Origin of the sequence: Peptoniphilus olsenii (assembly GCF_040545475.1) — a bacterium.
GTDB classification, from domain to species: domain Bacteria; phylum Bacillota; class Clostridia; order Tissierellales; family Peptoniphilaceae; genus Peptoniphilus_A; species Peptoniphilus_A olsenii.
Genome location: NZ_JBEPMA010000002.1, coordinates 21,539 through 39,353 on the forward strand (window position 1 = coordinate 21,539; position 17,815 = coordinate 39,353).

General features: G+C 27.4%; 20 protein-coding genes. 2 read left to right on the forward strand and 18 right to left on the reverse strand.

Going from position 1 to position 17,815, the window contains the following annotated elements; translation table 11 throughout:
- Nucleotides 1-9: 9 nt before the first annotated feature.
- The 18 genes from hpt to ABID14_RS02185 all read right to left on the reverse strand — a co-directional run bounded on the left by hpt (nt 10) and on the right by ABID14_RS02185 (nt 14,380).
- Nucleotides 10-540 (reverse strand): hypoxanthine phosphoribosyltransferase, encoded by a 531-nt coding sequence (gene hpt, locus ABID14_RS02100; RefSeq protein ID WP_354366805.1) that lies wholly within the window; start codon nt 538-540, stop codon nt 10-12.
- Nucleotides 527-1,864 carry a tRNA lysidine(34) synthetase TilS gene (tilS, locus tag ABID14_RS02105; protein WP_354366806.1) on the reverse strand — a complete coding sequence of 446 codons (1,338 nt, stop codon included), beginning with the start codon at nt 1,862-1,864 and terminating at the stop codon, nt 527-529. Before tilS ends, hpt begins: the two co-directional genes overlap by 14 nt.
- Before the next feature lie 63 nt (nt 1,865-1,927).
- Nucleotides 1,928-2,311 (reverse strand): S1 RNA-binding domain-containing protein, encoded by a 384-nt coding sequence (locus ABID14_RS02110; protein ID WP_354366807.1) that lies wholly within the window; start codon nt 2,309-2,311, stop codon nt 1,928-1,930.
- 14 nt (nt 2,312-2,325) lie between these two features.
- Nucleotides 2,326-2,646: an FtsB family cell division protein gene (locus ABID14_RS02115; protein WP_354366808.1), complete on the reverse strand. Its 321-nt coding sequence runs from the start codon at nt 2,644-2,646 to the stop codon at nt 2,326-2,328.
- Between the two features lie 24 nt (nt 2,647-2,670).
- The gene (locus tag ABID14_RS02120; RefSeq protein ID WP_354366809.1) at nt 2,671-2,910 is read right to left on the reverse strand and encodes an RNA-binding S4 domain-containing protein; all 240 of its coding nucleotides are present in this window, start codon (nt 2,908-2,910) and stop codon (nt 2,671-2,673) included.
- A gap of 118 nt (nt 2,911-3,028) precedes the next feature.
- Nucleotides 3,029-3,307: an HU family DNA-binding protein gene (locus tag ABID14_RS02125; protein WP_354366810.1), complete on the reverse strand. Its 279-nt coding sequence runs from the start codon at nt 3,305-3,307 to the stop codon at nt 3,029-3,031.
- A 147-nt stretch (nt 3,308-3,454) separates the two neighbouring features.
- Nucleotides 3,455-4,375 carry an SAM-dependent methyltransferase gene (locus ABID14_RS02130; RefSeq protein ID WP_354366811.1) on the reverse strand — a complete coding sequence of 307 codons (921 nt, stop codon included), beginning with the start codon at nt 4,373-4,375 and terminating at the stop codon, nt 3,455-3,457.
- A 311-nt stretch (nt 4,376-4,686) separates the two neighbouring features.
- Nucleotides 4,687-5,436, reverse strand: coding sequence for a hypothetical protein (locus ABID14_RS02135; RefSeq protein WP_354366812.1), 750 nt, complete (start codon nt 5,434-5,436; stop codon nt 4,687-4,689).
- A complete protein-coding gene (locus tag ABID14_RS02140; RefSeq protein WP_354366813.1) occupies nt 5,420-6,304 on the reverse strand; it encodes an ABC transporter ATP-binding protein in 885 nt (294 codons plus the stop codon). The genes ABID14_RS02135 and ABID14_RS02140 overlap by 17 nt, the downstream gene beginning before the upstream one ends.
- A complete protein-coding gene (locus ABID14_RS02145) occupies nt 6,261-7,964 on the reverse strand; it encodes an ABC transporter transmembrane domain-containing protein (RefSeq protein ID WP_354366814.1) in 1,704 nt (567 codons plus the stop codon). Before ABID14_RS02145 ends, ABID14_RS02140 begins: the two co-directional genes overlap by 44 nt.
- Before the next feature lie 337 nt (nt 7,965-8,301).
- Nucleotides 8,302-8,676, reverse strand: a complete 375-nt coding sequence (locus tag ABID14_RS02150) for a hypothetical protein (RefSeq protein ID WP_354366815.1) — start codon at nt 8,674-8,676, stop codon at nt 8,302-8,304.
- A complete protein-coding gene (locus ABID14_RS02155) occupies nt 8,669-9,880 on the reverse strand; it encodes a radical SAM/SPASM domain-containing protein (RefSeq protein ID WP_354366816.1) in 1,212 nt (403 codons plus the stop codon). The genes ABID14_RS02150 and ABID14_RS02155 overlap by 8 nt, the downstream gene beginning before the upstream one ends.
- The gene (locus ABID14_RS02160; protein WP_354366817.1) at nt 9,873-10,316 is read right to left on the reverse strand and encodes a hypothetical protein; all 444 of its coding nucleotides are present in this window, start codon (nt 10,314-10,316) and stop codon (nt 9,873-9,875) included. Before ABID14_RS02160 ends, ABID14_RS02155 begins: the two co-directional genes overlap by 8 nt.
- Before the next feature lie 8 nt (nt 10,317-10,324).
- Complete coding sequence (locus ABID14_RS02165) at nt 10,325-10,948, reverse strand: CPBP family intramembrane glutamic endopeptidase (RefSeq protein WP_354366818.1); 624 nt, start codon at nt 10,946-10,948, stop codon at nt 10,325-10,327.
- 145 nt (nt 10,949-11,093) lie between these two features.
- The gene (locus ABID14_RS02170) at nt 11,094-12,374 is read right to left on the reverse strand and encodes a GHKL domain-containing protein (RefSeq protein ID WP_354366819.1); all 1,281 of its coding nucleotides are present in this window, start codon (nt 12,372-12,374) and stop codon (nt 11,094-11,096) included.
- Nucleotides 12,371-13,099 carry a LytR/AlgR family response regulator transcription factor gene (locus ABID14_RS02175; protein WP_354366820.1) on the reverse strand — a complete coding sequence of 243 codons (729 nt, stop codon included), beginning with the start codon at nt 13,097-13,099 and terminating at the stop codon, nt 12,371-12,373. The genes ABID14_RS02170 and ABID14_RS02175 overlap by 4 nt, the downstream gene beginning before the upstream one ends.
- Nucleotides 13,100-13,320: 221 nt before the next feature.
- Nucleotides 13,321-14,025: an LrgB family protein gene (locus tag ABID14_RS02180; protein ID WP_354366821.1), complete on the reverse strand. Its 705-nt coding sequence runs from the start codon at nt 14,023-14,025 to the stop codon at nt 13,321-13,323.
- A complete protein-coding gene (locus ABID14_RS02185; RefSeq protein ID WP_354366822.1) occupies nt 14,018-14,380 on the reverse strand; it encodes a CidA/LrgA family protein in 363 nt (120 codons plus the stop codon). The genes ABID14_RS02180 and ABID14_RS02185 overlap by 8 nt, the downstream gene beginning before the upstream one ends.
- Before the next feature lie 529 nt (nt 14,381-14,909).
- Here ABID14_RS02185 and ABID14_RS02190 point away from each other — a divergent pair.
- Nucleotides 14,910-16,049: an acyl-CoA dehydrogenase family protein gene (locus ABID14_RS02190; protein WP_354366823.1), complete on the forward strand. Its 1,140-nt coding sequence runs from the start codon at nt 14,910-14,912 to the stop codon at nt 16,047-16,049.
- Nucleotides 16,050-16,100: 51 nt separating this feature from the next.
- The gene (locus tag ABID14_RS02195; protein WP_354366824.1) at nt 16,101-17,654 is read left to right on the forward strand and encodes an acyl CoA:acetate/3-ketoacid CoA transferase; all 1,554 of its coding nucleotides are present in this window, start codon (nt 16,101-16,103) and stop codon (nt 17,652-17,654) included.
- The last annotated feature ends 161 nt before the right edge of the window (nt 17,655-17,815 follow it).

Consider the following 17,815-nt stretch of genomic DNA (forward strand, 5'->3'; position numbering starts at 1 on the left):
TAACTTTATTTATTTGTAGACAGATTCATCTAAAATTGCTACATAAGGTAGTGATCTAAATCTCTCATCAAAGTCCATTCCGTAACCAACTACGAAATTATCTTCAATGTCATAACCATTATATTTTACATCCAAGTCTTTTAGTCTTCTATCTGGTTTTGAAAGCATAGTCACTATTTCTATAGAATTTGCACCTCTGTGGAGCAGAAGATTTTTTAGATAAGATAATGTGATACCTGTGTCAATTATATCTTCAACAATCAAAATGTCTTTTCCTTCTACTGGTGCTGAGATATCTTTTAAAATTCTAACTTCTCCTGACGATGTAGAACCTTGATAGCTAGAAACATCCATAAAATCATATTGAAGTTCTAAATCTATCTTTCTCATAAGGTCTGCCATGAAAGGAACAGCTCCTTTTAATATACCCAAAAGCAGAAGATTTTTATCTTTATAATCTTCAGTAATTCTTTTAGCAAGTTCATCTACTTTTACTGCTAGTTCTTCTTCAGTGAAAAGCACTTCCTTAATACCTGTCATTTTTTGCCTCCAAATGTAATATCTTTTTAGTGGAATTGTCTATCTTGGCATCTTCAGAAATATCCATTCCGACAACCCAAAGGATCTTTTCTTCGTCACAAATAAGAGCAATATTATCTCTTTTATTTACATCGACTTTTCTATCTATGAAATAATCCTTTAATTTCTTTTCGCCTTTCATACCAAGAGGTTTGAAACGATCTCCATTTATTCTTGTTCTAAGTATTAGACTTCCTTTAATTTTATCATAGTCGAGCATTATATTAAACCTATGAATATCCGCTTTTTTATCGGTGATTTTGAGTTTAAATTCGCCAAATGAATTTCTATTGTTTCCAATCTCAAGTGGGAATTTTTCACTTTTTTCTGTTGATGTTTTTTTCTCTTCAAATATAATTTTATCAAAGGATTTTCTGGCAATTATATTATTTCCTAAATCAATTTTTTTACCGCTTTGAAAGTTCTTTAATTCATAGATTTTTAATATATTGTCTCTTGAAATAATTTGCCCTTTTCCATATTTTTGTTCCAAAAGTCTTTTAATTATTTCCTTTGCTAAATATTCGTGGACCTTATTTAATTCTTCTATGCAAATAACGCCATTAATTATAATTTTATCAAAATTTGATTTTACAGAATCATCTATAAAATTCATTGCATCTTTTGCATTATCTGAAAGTCTCAGTAAGGCATTTATTATATTCGGGTTGTAATTTTCCAACACAGGAATAAGCGACAACCTAATTTTATTTCGAGTATATATCTCTTCATAATTTGTTTCATCTTCTATATATTCCAAATTATTATCTCGAAGATACTTTTCTATATTATCCCTAGAAATAGATAACATTGGTCTATATATACCGCCACGCAACTCTTTTATCCCAACAAGTCCATTAATACCCGTTCCTCTAATGAGTCTAAATAAAAGTGTCTCTGCTCTGTCATTTGCATTATGTGCTGTGACTATTATTCTATCTTTTGAATATTGCCTAAAAAATCTGTATCTTAGGATTCTGCCAGCTTCTTCTTTTGAGATTTTATTTTCTTGAGCAAATTCATTCATATTTTCTGTTTTAGTAACACATTTTATTTCAAATTCTGCACATTTTGATTTGACGAAATTTTCATCTCGAGTAGCTGTATCTCTTACATCATGATTTAAGTGACAGACCAAAATATCTAAATTTAGAATTTTTTTTAGTTCGACAAAATTATAAAACAAATACATTGAATCTGCCCCTCCAGAGACAGCTAATGTAACTTTTTTATTATTTTCCAATATATTTGATTTTTGTATGCTTTCTATAAATAAATTATCCATGACATAACTCGATTCTACAAAAATAAAACGCCAGAGCTGCCATTAGACAGTCTGACGCCCTAATTAATTTCTTGATTTTTTTCTATTTGTTTTTTGGTTAAGTCTTGCTCTTGCCTCGTCAAGTTTTGTATTCGATTCTTTTAAAAATTTGCTCATCATATCTTCGAATTTTGGATCAAAGTTTTTATCTTGAGGTTCCTTAGCTTCAACTTTTTCAACTGCATCTTTTATAGAAAGAGCAATTTTTCCTTTTTCGTCAATTTTTAAAACCTTAACTTTAACTTCGTCTCCTTCAGATAAGTGATCGCTTATATCTTTTACAAATGTGTCGGCAACTTCAGAAATATGTACCAAACCACTTTTACCCTCACCTAAATCTACGAATGCTCCAAATTTAGTAAGTTTTGTTACTTTACCTTCAACAATATCGCCTTGCGACATTTCCATTTAAAATTATCCCCCTAAAAGTCTTTATTTGAGATTTTATCAGAATCTTTTTCCATATTTTTGTCAACATAAATAATTTCACGCGGTTTTACCATGCCCAAATCTTCACGTGCAACTTTTTCTATAAAGTCGGAAGAATATGCATTTTCAATCTCGGAATTTAAATTCTCTATATCATTATTAAGTTCTGAAATCATTTTATTATTTCTTTCAATAATTTCTAATTTTTGATTTCTAATAGATATAGATTTGCCAATTGAAATGGCACCATAAATTACTGAGATTAAAATTATGCATGCCAAAACTATGGGAAATTTTCTCGTTTTACGATTCATGCCAAAACCTCCATAATATTGATGTTAAATTCTTTCGTAAAGAGTTTCAGCTAATGCCTTGCTATTTACTTCAGAAATATCTTTAACTCTTACCTTTATTTCATTTGAACCTAGCGTCAAAATTATTATATCATCAACGCTTACCTCATCGCCTGCTTTTGCAACTTTATCATTTATTTTGACAAGCCCTTTATCGCAAGCTTCTTTTGCTACGGTTCTTCTTTTAATAAGTCTTGAATTTTTTAAAAATTTATCTATTCTCATAAAACTCTCCAATTAAAATATATCAGAAAAAGCCTAAAATTTCAACAAAAAAGGAAACTTTAGATGAAATAAAAAAATATTTCAAAAAAAGAAGGCCTCATGGCCTCCTATTTTTAAATTACTTGTTAACAGCTTCTTTAAGAGCTTTTCCTGATCTGAAAACTGGTGCTTTAGAAGCAGGAATTTTAATAACTTCTTTAGGATTTCTAGGGTTTCTACCTTCTCTAGCTTTTCTTTGTCTAACTTCGAAAGTACCAAAACCAACTAATTGTACTTTTTCTTCTGCTGCAAGAGCTTCTTGCACAGAGCTAATGAATCCGTTAAGAGCTGCTTCAGCGTCTTTTTTTGTAAGATTTGATTTTTCAGCAATGCTTGCTACTAATTCTGATTTGTTCATAATATATCCTCCTTGAAGATTTAATTCTTAAATAGTCTTTACCATTAAATAATTTTGGGAATAATCCCATACACGGTTACACTCTAAGAGTGCGGTAAATCTTAAGACTGTTACAATTATAACTCATGTTGAGATTATTTTCTACAATTATTTGAAAAAAAGCCCTATTTTATCCAATTTTTTGTAAATATCATCTATAAGATTTCCAAAATTTAGATAACCTTCATGCTCTTTTATTTTTAATAAGTAAAGTGATTTTACAAAAATTGAAATAATCTCTTGCTCTGAATCTGGCGAGATATTATTGGCACTTTCAATCAAATTTTCCTTTAATTTTAAATACAAATCCTCATTTGTATTTAAATCATCTTGTACACAAAATCTTTCGATTTCATCTAAAAGCTCGTTTAATCCTTTTACCCCTGATTTTGGAATATAAACACAACTTTGATGATTATAAATATCAAGCCTTGATAATTCATAAATAGGTATTTTTTTTACAATTTGAGACTCAAGACCTGCATCTGTAATTACAAAACAGGAATCTTCAGGTGCATAAACTTCTTGCAATTTCAAAGATAAATCTGATGCAATTCTTTTGTTGTATACTTGTGTAACGAGAATATCTTTATTGGTCACAAAATCATTTTTGCTCGCATCAGAGTCTAAAAATATTAAACCATTTACTGCATCCCTACCTACTGCTGCTAAAACTGGCTCTATAAAAGATATTCCATTTATAATATTTAAATCTACATCTTTATTTAAGAGCATGGCAACAGTTTTTTCTGCAACTAAAGGTGTGCCTGGAACAAAATAATTTATATCTTCATTTTTTGAATAATTAATTAAATTTTCTACAATACTTTCATAAACTTTTTCAAAAGATTCTTTATAATCATATAAATAGTCAAAAGAAATAAAGTTTATATTATTTTTATAAAAATATTCAACCGCTTCGTGTTTTTCTGTTCTTAAAAAATTTCTATTTCCATTATTTATAATTTTTACTGCTTCAAGAGTTAAATCTCTCTCGTTTGTAGCACCTAGCCCTACTATATTAATCATAAAATATCACCTAAGTAATTATACCAAATAACAAATAAACTAAAACAATATAGAAATAAATGTTATAATATACTTAATAAAAGGAGGGATTATTTTGAGAATGTTTAGCTTTGTGCCTTTGTTTGGAGCTTTATTTCAAATACTTATTTTGGTGCTTGTTGTATTGGCTATTGTTGCACTAATTAAGTATATAAAGAATAATTAAATTCTATTTAATATTTAACCCTTTTAATAGGTTTTGGTAATCTTGGTAATAATTATAAATTTATTAATATTTTTATTTTATAAAACAAAATTTTTGCTTTAAAAATCTATAAATCTTTGCGACTAAATTTTTGAATTGAAAAATATATTATAGAACTTATGCATATTAAAAATATTACTAATTGTATCAATATATTCTCAATATTTATAATATTAGGAGCTTTTAGATTGAAATATCCTATTATAAATTTGTCTATACCTTTAGCTCTTGTCAATAATGATGTGATAACATAGACCCCAATTGAACTTAATGTGCCTATTATTGCACCTTTATCTACGGAAACAGACATTGCTAATATTACCAAAAAATATATTTCTAAAAATCCAAATAATATTTGAACTAAAATTTCAAAATTGTCTTTTGTAAATAAGTTTCCACTGACCGCATAATCTGTTCCTTTGACAAATAATATATAAGCTAATATATTAAATGCTATATTTGTTAAAAAATAAAAAAGAGTCGTATAAATCATCGCTTTAAATTTGCCACATATTAGTTTTTTTCTGTTGGCTACTGGTGCAACTTCAAGTATTATTTGTCCTTTTAAAATTTCGTCTCCCAATATTTTGGAACCAGCATACATCAGTATTATCATTGGGACTCCAAGTATAAAATAAAGTTGCCATATAGAAAACACATATCTATATATGTCAAATTGACCTTTAAAAGACACAAAACTCCATCCGAATTTTATGCCCGCTCCATAAAATATTGAAACTAAATTAAGTAGTGTAATCAACAAAAAAGTGTTACTTTTTTTGAGTTTGAAAAGTTCTGCTTTAACTAGATTTTTCATTTTTCACCTCATTAAATACTTTATTTATAGAATCCATTTCAATACTAATATCTGCTATATCAATGTCTTGATTCGATAATAATTTTAAGATTCTATTGAGCTCATTTTTTTCTTTTATTACAATTTTATTGTCTATTGTAACAATACTTTGTTTATCTATTTTTAAATTTTCTATATTTTTTGATAACTCCAATATATATAATTTATTCTTATTCAAGTTATGATTTTCTATTTTTTTATCTTTTATAAATAAGAATCTATCGCACAATTCATCTATTTCTTTCATTTGATGTGATGATATGAGAAGTGCAATTTCTTCCTTTTCTACAATTTCTTTTATGAATTTTTTAACGCCTTCTATACCTTTTGGATCAAGCCCTACAAATGGTTCGTCTAATATAAGTAGTTTTACATCACATAACAAAGCTAAGGTTAGACTAAGTCTTTGTTTCATGCCAAATGAGTATTCTGATACTTTTTTGTTTACATCTTTTAGTCCCACAAGTTCTAATAAATAATTGGCTCTATCCCAGATTTCTTTTTCATTTTTTATATTTCTATAAAGTATTTGAATTTTAATATTTTCTTTGGCTGTTAAATGCTCATAAAGTCTAGTATCTATTAAAAATCCTATTTTACTCATCAATTCATGATTGTTTGTATAAGAAGTATTATTAAAAAATTTTACTTCACCACTATCTTTATAAATAAAGCCGAGTATCAATTTCATAAGAGTGGTTTTACCTGCTCCATTTGCACCAACAAGTCCCACTATTTCTCTAGGTTTCAAACTAAAACTAACATTATCAAGAATTAATACATCTTTATATGACTTTTTCAAGTTTTTTATTTCTAAAATCTTTTCCATATAATTCTCCAAAATTTCTATAAAAATAATTTTTATTTTCTAATAATTTATTCAAACTACCTTTTTCTATAATTTTGCCATTATCCATACATATTATTTCATCAGCTTTAATTAAATTATGATAATTTATTTTATGTGTAACCATAACAATTGTTTTTTCTTCTAAATTAAAAATTCTATCTTCTAAAATTCTTGAACTTTTTGGGTCAAGAGATGAATTTAGCTCATCTAACAAAATAACTTCTGTATTATTAAGAATTGCTCTTGCAAGTGCAAGCTTTTTTCTCTCACCACCTGATAAAGCTTCAGCCAAATTTAAATCAGGCATATTATTTCTTTCTTTTAAATCTTCCAGTAGCGAAAATTTAATTGCATTTTTTATTTCTTCATGAGGATAATCTTTGTATAGAGTAATATTATTTACAAGTGAATCATTAAATATGAAAGTATCTTGAGATACAAAAGAGACGATTTTGGATATACTCTCGTGCATAGAATATTCATTCCCATTTAGATAAATCTCTCCCGATGTGTTTGCAAGTATGTTAGAGAGAATTTTTAATAAAGTAGATTTACCACTACCACTACTCCCCAAAATCACATATTTTTTATTTTTCTCAATTTTTAAATTTATATTATCAAGTGAAAAATTTGAATTATCATGTGTATAACATAAATTATTTAGTTCTATTGAATCAAAATTTTTTTCATTTATATAAAAACTATCTGCATTAGAATAATTTAATAGTTTTATTATTTTATTTTTAATTTTTTTAGCTCCACTAATTTCCATAATAGCAGTAGTGGACTCGCCAATTGGTCCCATTATTATGTTTATTACTTGAGTTATGGCAATTAATTCTCCTACTGATAACTTGCCATTTATTACAAAATATCCTCCTAACGAGAATGATATTGCTATTATTATATAATTTCCTAGACCTATTATCTGCGAATATAACCCCAAATTTCTATTAAATAAGTATAATGACCTCTCTAATTCTTCTAGGGATGTGTCAAACTGTTTCAAAATTTTAGTTTCTATTCCATAGCTATGGATTAAATCCATTGATTCAAAAATATCTTTTATCTTACCCAAGAATTTATCTTTATTTTTTGAATACATTGAACTTAATTCATCAATGTTTTTACCCAGTACAAAAGGCAAAAATAATATTAAAAGTGAACAGAAAATCATGATAAACGCCATCTGCTTATTCAATTTTATTAAATAAATAAGCCCAAAAACAATCAACATACTGTTTTTTAAAATATTTAACATATTCTCAAAATAATGATTATCTATAATATTTAAATCAGTTTCAAATATATTAATCTTTTCTGATGGAAGAGTCATAGTAAAATCTTTATGTTTCATTCTAAAAAAACTTTCAATTATATCGCTTTTTATAGATTTATGGATGTCTTTTTTTAATTTAGAATTTGAAAGCACTAAAAAATAAGACAATATAAAATTAATTATAAATGAACTAATTAAAAACCAAATACTATTCTGAAAGGTGGACGAGTCATTAATTATCATACTATCTACAATTTTTTGGATATTTATAACGATAAATATACTAAATAAACTTGTAATTATAGAAAGTATAACTATCAAAACTATTCTTAATTTTTGTGAGTAAAGATATTTTTTCATATACACCTCCATATAAAAATTTGGCATCTAGATGAGACACCAAATTTATATATGAATCTTTTAAAATTAGTAAAATATTTTTACGCTGACCATTTTTTGCCAGAGTATCCTACTGAACCACAAACTACCATCCCTACTGATGCACAGCCTGCGTTGTTTTTCTTTAATGATTTGAATAACATGTTTTACCTCCTTATGCTGACCATTTTTTACCTGAATATCCTACTGAACCACAAACTACCATCCCTACTGATGCACAGCCTGCGTTGTTTTTCTTTAATGATTTGAATAACATATATTTCACCTCCTTCAAATTTATGGATTTTAAAAAACCCAATTAATTATTTATATGAACATTTAAAATGTCATATACTTTTTTATTAGAGCTAAGCCCTGTTAATATATTCCAATTTACATAAAAGTATATTATCTCTTTATTTTTTAATAATAGTCTTATAGGTTTAGCTGATTTTACAAAAGCTAACCTAGATTGAGTTGCAAAATTCATAGAAGATACTACATCGTCATTTTCCAAAGATATATCTTCAATTTCATTAAATTGTATAATTCTATATCCTTTAAATTCTATATGCTCATCAGATATAATGAACTGACCACTGTATTTAAAAAGATTTTTTGCATTAAATCTAGTCATAAAATTTTTATTTTTACTTATTATATCTTCTCTTGAAGAAGCAATATATTTATCCATTGACATTTCCCGCAACTAAATTATTCATAATTTCACTGAAAAAATCATAATACATTGGACAAAATGGATCCCTTGATGTAATCTTATCTGTATTTAGATATGCCCTTGCTCTACAACCACCGCCACATAGATATTTAAATTCACAGTTTCTGCATCCATTTATATCATCTACTGTTATACTATATTCTTTGTTTTCATTATTTATAAGCAAATTCAATGCATCTCCTTTTAAAAGATTTCCAATTTTAAATTCATCTTCCATCAACATATGACATGGATATAGCGAACCATCCGTACCTACAGAAATTATTTGCTCGCCCGTTTTACAATTACATTTTCCTTCAAGAGAATTGTCCAAAGGTGCATCTAAAACCTCTATTTCATTTACTCTATAATAATCTACAATCTTTTTAAGATCATCGTCATTTAACACAAACTCTTTATTTTTTTCATCTGGTTTTACCGTAAATAAACTAAAACTTATATTAGTATCTAATTTTTTTGAAAGTTTAGTATATTCATTTATATAATCTATATTTTGGTGATTTATAGTGGGCAAAATAGACAGATTAATCTTCAATTCCTTTGCTTTTTTTATAAAATACATTATCCTATCAAAAATTTTTTCTTCTCTTAGAAATGCTCTACAATCGGAACTATAAGTATCGAGAGAAACCGAAAGAATATCTAAATGTTTTGCCATGTTTTCTAAAAGATTAAAATCATGGATAGTGCCATTTGTTATCACTATTAAATTTTTTGGTTTAAGTTGATTTTTTATTTTTTCTAATATTTTATCTAAATCTTTTCGAATCATCGGCTCCCCACCAGAGATAATAATATTTTCCAGTTTTAAAGATTTTAAATTATCTATAACTTTGTTTAAATCATCTAATGATAATTCTTGTTTGTCATATCGCTCGTCCGCTGAATAGCAACCATTGCACTTTAAATTACATCTATCAGTTATGTGTATATAAGCATTTTTGGGTGAATAATCTCTTCCAAAGTCATTATTTTTTTTAATAAATTCATTTTCCACCAAAAAATTATATAAATTTTCGTTGACTGTATTATCTTCTAAGATTTCTAGATAATCATTAAAAGTTTTATCGTCAAGCCCTACTACAGCTGAATTTTCTGTGTTAATCAAAAGATTAGCACCTTTAATTTTCTGTGTCTTAATATTTGGATTTTTAAACATATCTTTCACCTGCTTTTTCTGATATTTTTGTAAATATTAATATGAAAGCAAATACAAGAAAGAAATTTATTAAACCTGCAGTAAAAATTGATTGACTACTTACATTAGTTATTTCTATTGATGAATTGTTCGTAAGATTTTGAGAGTTGCGTGCTATTGTATCAAAATCTAAGTCTATAAACCTGATAAAAAATACATAACATGCCGAATATATAAAAGACAGAATCGCAGAAACAATTATTTTTGTTTTCTCACCTTGAACATTTAATATATTAATAATTGAAGAACCCATTACCGATGAAATAAGTACTGGTAAAATAGCTCCAAATACTAAAAATGTTATAACATTTAATGAGTCTACATTCGTCGAAATTTTTAATGTGATTGCAATTAATGTTATTAGAGAAATTAATAAACTAATAATGCTTTTTTTCATAAAACCTCCTAAATAATCATTACAATTAAATTGTATATTGTGTGTACGACAATTGTTAAACTTAAACTCTTTGTCTTTACATATATTCCTGATAATAGAAGTGCCAAAGGTAGTCTATAGCATAAATTTGTTACTAAAACTTCATTGTTGTGAAGAATAAATGCAAAAACAAGACTCGATACTATACAAGAAGCTAAAACACTCATCTTTTTTCCTAACAAATTAATTAAAAGATGTCTGTAGATGTATTCCTCTCCTATAGCGACAAATAAATAATGTATTATCCAAAAAACTACAAAATTCAAATCGAGTTTTGAACTAAAGGTGAAAATATAAAACACCAAGAATAATACAAAAACCAAAATAGAAGTTTTTAGATATCTAAATATATCAAGATTGTCATTTACTTTTAAAAATTTTAATAATATTTTCGGAAGTATTAAAAACGAAATCACCGTTGGTAATGTCATCATTAAAAAGGGGCTTTCTACATTTAATACTGAAGAAAAAATAATCAGTGCTAATAGTGACATCAAATTTATTACTACTAATGCCAAAGCTATAATTAATGGATTTTTTTCATTTATATCTAAAAAATTTAAATCATAATCTTTGTCTCTTTCTATCTCCATACACCTCACCTCAACTTTCAATTAGATTATATTAGATTTTTTTATACATATTTCTAAAATGTATTAAACAGTATCAAAAATTGTATTAAAAAAACTCCCTAAAAATAGGAAGTTTTGTATTAATTAAAATATTTATTTAAATATATTAGCTAATACCTGAAATTTGTGTTCCACAAGGAATTATCACAATCACCCTAAAATATCCATCTTCGTACTTAAAATTATAAAAACCTCTTAATTTATCTAAACGGAGCTTTATGCTCTTTATACCAATTCCATATCGGATTGACTTAGATGATTTTATAAAATCTTTTGAAAAATCTTCTTCAAGTTTTTCTGAAGGATTTTCAATGTGCATATATATTTTTTCATCTCGATATATTAACTTGATGATAATTGGTGAAGTGCCCACAGCAAGTCTTTCAACTGCCTCAATTGCATTATCTATCAAATTCCCAAGAATTGCCGACAAATCAATCGATATATCTTTTATATCTAAATCTTTAGGTATCTGAAGTGATATTTTATACTTTATATTTAATTTTTCCATTTTTTTGATTTTAATACTCAATAAATAATCAATCTCCGTCAAACCACTTAAATATGTTGGATAATCTAATTTCTCTCCAACTATATCTTCAATTTGTTCTATTGCAAGATTGATATCTCCTCTTTTTATATTCATATCTACTTGAAGCAAAGTATTTTTGAGATCGTGTTTTAATCTCCTAAAATTAGCTTCATTTTCAATTTCTTTTCTTAAAATTTTGTTTTGTTCTTCCAAAACCTGATACTTTGAAAGAGAAATATTCTTTTCTCTAATTTTTTTATGAAAAAAAACATAACATAAATCAGAAAGTACCACAACAAACATAAGTACAATACTAATTTTAGATGAATAATCTTCTAATACCATCAGTATTATTAAATTACAGAGTGGGACGATAGTCAAAATAAAATACTCAATATTATTTAAATCAAAATTATGAGAACTTTCATCTTTAATAAATTTTATATATACATATAAAATAATCAAAAAAATAGAATACAATATTATGTAATAGATAGGGACATCAATATTTAAAAAATCCTTATATAAATTCGAATAAAAAAAGCTAAGTCCAATAACTTCATATAATGTGAAATTACAAATAAAACTCATTACATAAAATACTTTTTTATATTGAGAACCATCAAAAAATATAAAGGCAATAACTAAATTTGCCAAAGTTAAAAACAAAAGTTTAATAAAAATAGAATCTCCCAACAATTTATTTATAAAGATTACAATAAAAAAACTGAGAAAAAGAATATTATCTTTTCCTCGATTAATAAAATATTCATTAAAAAAAACATAAGAAATACTTGTCTGCAAAAGCACAATAGCTATAAGTGTCACAAAAACTTTAACAGCTTCAATATTCATATGCCAACCTCTTTGGATATAAAACTAGAATATAAATCAATTACACTTTGTTTTCTATTTTTACTTATTGTAAGTATTTGGTCATCTACCATGATTACCTCTTGAGAATTTAAAATTTTTACTTTTTTTAAATTTATAATAGTTCCCCTATTGATTTTAACAAAATTGAGTGGGTGGAGTTTCTTTTCTATATTTTTAATTTTTCCATAAAATACCTCATCATTTAATTCATTATCGGTCTTAATCCTTAATTTTCTTCCAGCTTCAGAAAATATTGCTATTATAGATGAACTTTCTATTTGTATATAATCTTTGCCCCTTTTAAAAAAGACATGACTACTAGAATTTTTTATGTATTCAATGGCATCATAAAATGCTTTTGCAAACTCCTTTGTATCAATAGGTTTTAATAAATAACGAAAAGGTCTAACTTCAAATGATTCTAGAGTATAAGTTTCGTAACTCGTTACATAAATAATGAGAATTTCTTCAGAATATTTTCTAAGTTTTCTAGCAGTTTGAATTCCATTAATTTCTTTCATCTCAATATCAATAAAAATAATTGATGGCAAATTGTCTACATCAATCACTCTAAGAAGCTCTTCGCCACTTTGATACACATCTATATCAGGTCTTAAATTTTCAAATTTTTGAGATAATTCGTATATCATATCTTCCATTAAATTTATAAATTTGATATTATCGTCACATATAGCTATATTCATAATGCCTCCTAACATATCTTTTTACAATTTTACAGAAAATATGTAAAGTTACTGTAAACAGATAATTATTAGAAAGTAAATAAATACAAGTTGAAGTTTTAATATGCTAAATATTATAACAGTGAAGTGATAAATCTATGTTTATATGTATTATTATAAAAATAAAAAATCCCCTTTATTAGAATCTAAAGAGGATTGTAAATTATATATTATAAAAAATTTTAAGAAATATGCAATAAATTAACAATTATAGGAATTATAATAGAGGCAATAATAGCATGAAGACCTATTGATAATCCGCTAATAGCTCCCTGAACTTCTCCTATTTTAATTGCTTCACTAGTCCCAACAGCATGACTTGCAGTCCCAATTGCTAGGCCTTGTGAAATTGGACTTTTTATTTTAAATAATGAAATAATTGGTCTTGCTATAACTGCCCCAACTATTCCTGTCATACAGATATACATTACTGTTATTGATGTGAGCCAACCCATTTTATTAGAAATTTCAATTCCAATAGCTGTTGTAACTGATTTTGGTATACTTGCAAGCAATACATCTTGTGGCATATTTAATGCACGACCAAGTAAGATTACAAATAAGACTACAAATGTACCTCCAATAATTGTTGATATAACCATAGATAAAAAATTCTTTTTTAAAGTGTCAAATTGTTTATATAGTCCAACGCCAATAACTATAGTTTCGATAGGAGATATCATAAACTGAATCATAGAACCACCTTCTCGATAATTTTCAAGAGGAATTTTAAATATAATAAGTGTCGCTATTACAAATATAATTGCCAATAACATGGGATTAAATAAATTATTATTAAATCTTTCTTTTATCTTTATTGCAAGTAAAAACGCTAAAACAATAATACCAACTCCAAATAGTGGTCCTTTTGTCAAAATATCAATCATTAAAATCCCCCTTATTAAATAATTTTATGAATAAATCCGAAAATTTACCTGTAATAACCATAGTTGCCGCTGTGGATAAAATTATCAATACAAAAATTTTTACCCACACATCAGTACTAAATTTTGTGAAATATTCTAAAATACCAACTCCCACTGGGACAAAAAATAATGCCAAATATTTGCTTGATAAGTTTACAACTCCATCTAATTTTTTAAGTTCAATAAATTTTGTTTGCAATAGTACGAATAATATCAAGCTTGCAATAATAGTACCTGGAAAAGGAAAAGGCAATAAACTTGAAATTATTTGTCCAAGATATGCAACCCCAAACATTACAATTAATTGAAATAACATAATATTCTCCTATAAATTTGATTTTATTTAAGTCAAATAGCGTTATAGTTTTTATATTTCGCATATTTATTTTTATTAATCACTTTATTATAAATAAAATCTTTCACTTTAGTATGTAAACTGAAATAACTATATGCGATTAATTAAAAGCTCTCACCTCCTTATGGTTAAATTTTGCATTGACTATAAATAATTGAAATTAATTTATAAAAATTAATTTTTAGTAATGATATCGTTTTCGATTTTCTTTGTCAATCTTCTTTTTGCATTTTTTAGACATATTGACTTGATATATATTACCTTAGACTATTTTAAAATCACTTTAAAAATTAATGACTATCTAATTTTACGATAAATATACAAATCTAAATTAAGATAATTTTTGAACTTGTTGAACTTTAATTCAATTTATGTCATATTTAAGTATTTTTTATTCCCAAATTTTTTATGTATTCTAAATTATAGAAAACGTTTTGAACTTCTTAGAATTCAAAGCCTATCTAAAATAAAAAAATCGTAGGAGGAAACAATGGATTTTAAATTAACTAACGAACAATTGGCTATTCAAAGTGCTATGAGAACTTTTGTAGAAAAAGAATTGGCACCTGGAGTTATGGAAAGAGATGAAAGAAGTGAATTTCCTTTAGAACAGTTTAAAGCTTTAGGCAAAGCTGGATTAAATGGAATTCAATATCCTAAAGAATACGGCGGACAAGACGGAGATTATATTTCATATGCTATAGCTGTTGAAGAACTATCAAAGGTAGACGGTTCAATTGGTATCGCCTATTCAGTAAATGCATCTTTATATGCTTATCCAGTTTTTAAATATGGTAGCGAAGAAATTAAGAAAAAATATCTTCCGCCCGTATTTAACGGAACTTCACTAGGAGCTTTTGGACTAACAGAGCCAAATGCAGATTCTGACGCTGGGGGCTGTGTTACTGTCGCTAAAAAAGAAGGTGATTATTATGTACTTAATGGTGCAAAATGTTTCTCAACAAATGGTCCTCTAGCTGACTATTATGTTGTATTTGCACTTACTGAACCAGAAAAAGGTGCAAAAGGATTATCAGCTTTTGTAATAGAAACTGCATGGGAAGGCGTAAGCGTTGGACATATAGAAGACAAAATGGGAATTAGATCTGCAAAAGTAAGTGAAATGTTTTTAAAAGATGTTAAGGTTCCTGCTGCTAATTTATTAGGAGAAGAAGGTCAAGGATTTAAAATAGCAATGCAAACTCTTGACGGTGGAAGAATTGGTGTAGCAGCTCAAGGACTTGGCCTTGCAAAAGGTGCTTTTGAAATTGCAAGAAAATATATGATGGACAGAAAACAATTTGGCAAACCAATCTGTGCACAACAATATCCTGCTTTCAAGATGGCTGAACTTAAAACTAAAATTGAGTACTCTGAGCTTCTTCTATATAAAGCGGCTCAAGCCGAAACTGAACATCTTCCTTATACAATACCAGCTGCAATGGCAAAACTTACTTGCACAGATACAGCCATGGAGGTTACTACTCAAGCTGTTCAATTCTTGGGTGGCAATGGTTATATGAAAGACTACCATGTTGAAAGAATGATGAGAGATGCAAAGATTACTCAAATTTATGAAGGTAATAACAAAATACAAAAACTAATTATCAGTGGAAGTATTTTTAGATAATAATAATTAGACAAGCTTACTTTTATCTTTAGCTTGTCACAGGAGGCATTTATGATACCTAAATTTACAAATCTTAAAGAAGCTCTATCTGTTATTAAAGACAGAGATGTTGTAGTTACTTCTGGTTTTATAGGATGTTCTAATCCCGAAGCTTTAGAAGCAGGTTTAGAAAAAAGATTTAAAGAAACTAATAGCCCTAGAGATTTAACATTATTTTATGTCGCAGGACAAAGCGATGGAGATTGTAAATGTGTAAATCATTTAGCACACGAAGGACTGCTAAAAAAAGTAATTGCAGGACATTTTAATAAAGCACCAAAACTGATGGATCTTATGACATCTAATAAAATCGAAGGATACAATGTACCTCAAGGTGCTCTTGCTCAAATGCTTAGAAATGTAGCTGGAAAAAAAGTAGGAGTAATAACTCATGTTGGTTTAAATACATTCGCCGATCCTCGTATCGAAGGAAGTAAAGTAAATGAAATTACCACTGAAGACATTGTAGAGCTTATCAATATAAATGGAGAAGAGAGATTATTTTATAAAGCCATGAATTTTGATATTACACTAATAAAAGGAAACTTTTCAGATGAGCATGGCAATATTTCCATGGATATGGAAGTTGTACCTACTGAAGTACTTTCAATTGCTCAAGCAGTTCATAACTGTGGCGGAAAAGTAATTATGCAAGTAAACAAAATTGTAAAAAGTGGATCTCTTGATCCTAAACATGTAAAAATCCCTGGCATCTATGTAGATTATGTTGTAGAAGTTCACGAACCCTCCCTAAAAGAACAAGCCTACGGCATTGATTACGAACCTGAACTTGCTGGCAACATTCGAATTGCAGAAAAAAGCTACGATGCTTATATACCTTTAAATACGAAGAAAATTATTGCACGACGTGGTGCGATGGAAATAAAACCAAATATGGTTGGCAATTTAGGAATTGGGGTCCCTGAACTAGTTTCTAACATTGCAGCTGAAGAAAATATCAAAGATCATATTGTACTTACTGTAGAATCCGGACCTATTGGTGGCATACCCCAATCAGGACCACGTTTTGGAGGTGCAATAAATGCCGATGCTCTAATCGACCAACCGTATCAATTTGATTTCTATGAAGGTGGTGGTTTAGATATTTGTTATCTAGGACTAGCACAAGCGGACTCTCATGGCAATCTAAATGTTTCAAAATTTGGAACTAGAATTGCCGGTTGCGGTGGATTTATTAGCATTTCACAGAATTCCAAAAAAGTAATATTCTGTGGTACTTTTACCGCCAAAGGCTTAAAAATTAAAGTAGAAGACGGAAAACTTATTATATTAGAAGAAGGTCAAGTCAAAAAATTTAAAAAAGATGTAGAACAAATTACTTTTTCAGGTGATTACGCAATTAACATTGGTCAACCAGTTTTATATGTGACTGAAAGATGCGTTTTTGAACTTAAAAAAGATGGCTTGACACTTATAGAATTCGCCCCTGGTGTTGATTTACAAAAAGATATATTAAATCAAATGGAATTTACACCTATTATAGATAAAAACCTCAAGATGATGGATTCCAGAATCTTTTTAGATCAAGTTATGGGACTAAAATAAAAACTATTCATCCAATAGACATTATAACCAACTCATAAATATTTTACTTGAAATTTTAAATTAATGTATTAGTCAAAGTGTCGTGTATTTACACGGCACTTTTTTAAAATCTTTTATTATGTTTATTCAGAATGATAGAGCATAAAAAGTTTTTTACTTGT

What these genes read in the sequence shown, in the direction of transcription:
- hpt (WP_354366805.1), bottom strand. Translation starts at nt 540, where the DNA reads ATGACAGGTATTAAGGAAGTGCTTTTCACTGAAGAAGAACTAGCAGTA.
- tilS (WP_354366806.1), bottom strand. Translation starts at nt 1,864, where the DNA reads ATGGATAATTTATTTATAGAAAGCATACAAAAATCAAATATATTGGAA.
- ABID14_RS02110 (WP_354366807.1), bottom strand. Translation starts at nt 2,311, where the DNA reads ATGGAAATGTCGCAAGGCGATATTGTTGAAGGTAAAGTAACAAAACTT.
- ABID14_RS02115 (WP_354366808.1), bottom strand. Translation starts at nt 2,646, where the DNA reads ATGAATCGTAAAACGAGAAAATTTCCCATAGTTTTGGCATGCATAATT.
- ABID14_RS02120 (WP_354366809.1), bottom strand. Translation starts at nt 2,910, where the DNA reads ATGAGAATAGATAAATTTTTAAAAAATTCAAGACTTATTAAAAGAAGA.
- ABID14_RS02125 (WP_354366810.1), bottom strand. Translation starts at nt 3,307, where the DNA reads ATGAACAAATCAGAATTAGTAGCAAGCATTGCTGAAAAATCAAATCTT.
- ABID14_RS02130 (WP_354366811.1), bottom strand. Translation starts at nt 4,375, where the DNA reads ATGATTAATATAGTAGGGCTAGGTGCTACAAACGAGAGAGATTTAACT.
- ABID14_RS02135 (WP_354366812.1), bottom strand. Translation starts at nt 5,436, where the DNA reads ATGAAAAATCTAGTTAAAGCAGAACTTTTCAAACTCAAAAAAAGTAAC.
- ABID14_RS02140 (WP_354366813.1), bottom strand. Translation starts at nt 6,304, where the DNA reads ATGGAAAAGATTTTAGAAATAAAAAACTTGAAAAAGTCATATAAAGAT.
- ABID14_RS02145 (WP_354366814.1), bottom strand. Translation starts at nt 7,964, where the DNA reads ATGAAAAAATATCTTTACTCACAAAAATTAAGAATAGTTTTGATAGTT.
- ABID14_RS02150 (WP_354366815.1), bottom strand. Translation starts at nt 8,676, where the DNA reads ATGGATAAATATATTGCTTCTTCAAGAGAAGATATAATAAGTAAAAAT.
- ABID14_RS02155 (WP_354366816.1), bottom strand. Translation starts at nt 9,880, where the DNA reads ATGTTTAAAAATCCAAATATTAAGACACAGAAAATTAAAGGTGCTAAT.
- ABID14_RS02160 (WP_354366817.1), bottom strand. Translation starts at nt 10,316, where the DNA reads ATGAAAAAAAGCATTATTAGTTTATTAATTTCTCTAATAACATTAATT.
- ABID14_RS02165 (WP_354366818.1), bottom strand. Translation starts at nt 10,948, where the DNA reads ATGGAGATAGAAAGAGACAAAGATTATGATTTAAATTTTTTAGATATA.
- ABID14_RS02170 (WP_354366819.1), bottom strand. Translation starts at nt 12,374, where the DNA reads ATGAATATTGAAGCTGTTAAAGTTTTTGTGACACTTATAGCTATTGTG.
- ABID14_RS02175 (WP_354366820.1), bottom strand. Translation starts at nt 13,099, where the DNA reads ATGAATATAGCTATATGTGACGATAATATCAAATTTATAAATTTAATG.
- ABID14_RS02180 (WP_354366821.1), bottom strand. Translation starts at nt 14,025, where the DNA reads ATGATTGATATTTTGACAAAAGGACCACTATTTGGAGTTGGTATTATT.
- ABID14_RS02185 (WP_354366822.1), bottom strand. Translation starts at nt 14,380, where the DNA reads ATGTTATTTCAATTAATTGTAATGTTTGGGGTTGCATATCTTGGACAA.
- ABID14_RS02190 (WP_354366823.1), top strand. Translation starts at nt 14,910, where the DNA reads ATGGATTTTAAATTAACTAACGAACAATTGGCTATTCAAAGTGCTATG.
- ABID14_RS02195 (WP_354366824.1), top strand. Translation starts at nt 16,101, where the DNA reads ATGATACCTAAATTTACAAATCTTAAAGAAGCTCTATCTGTTATTAAA.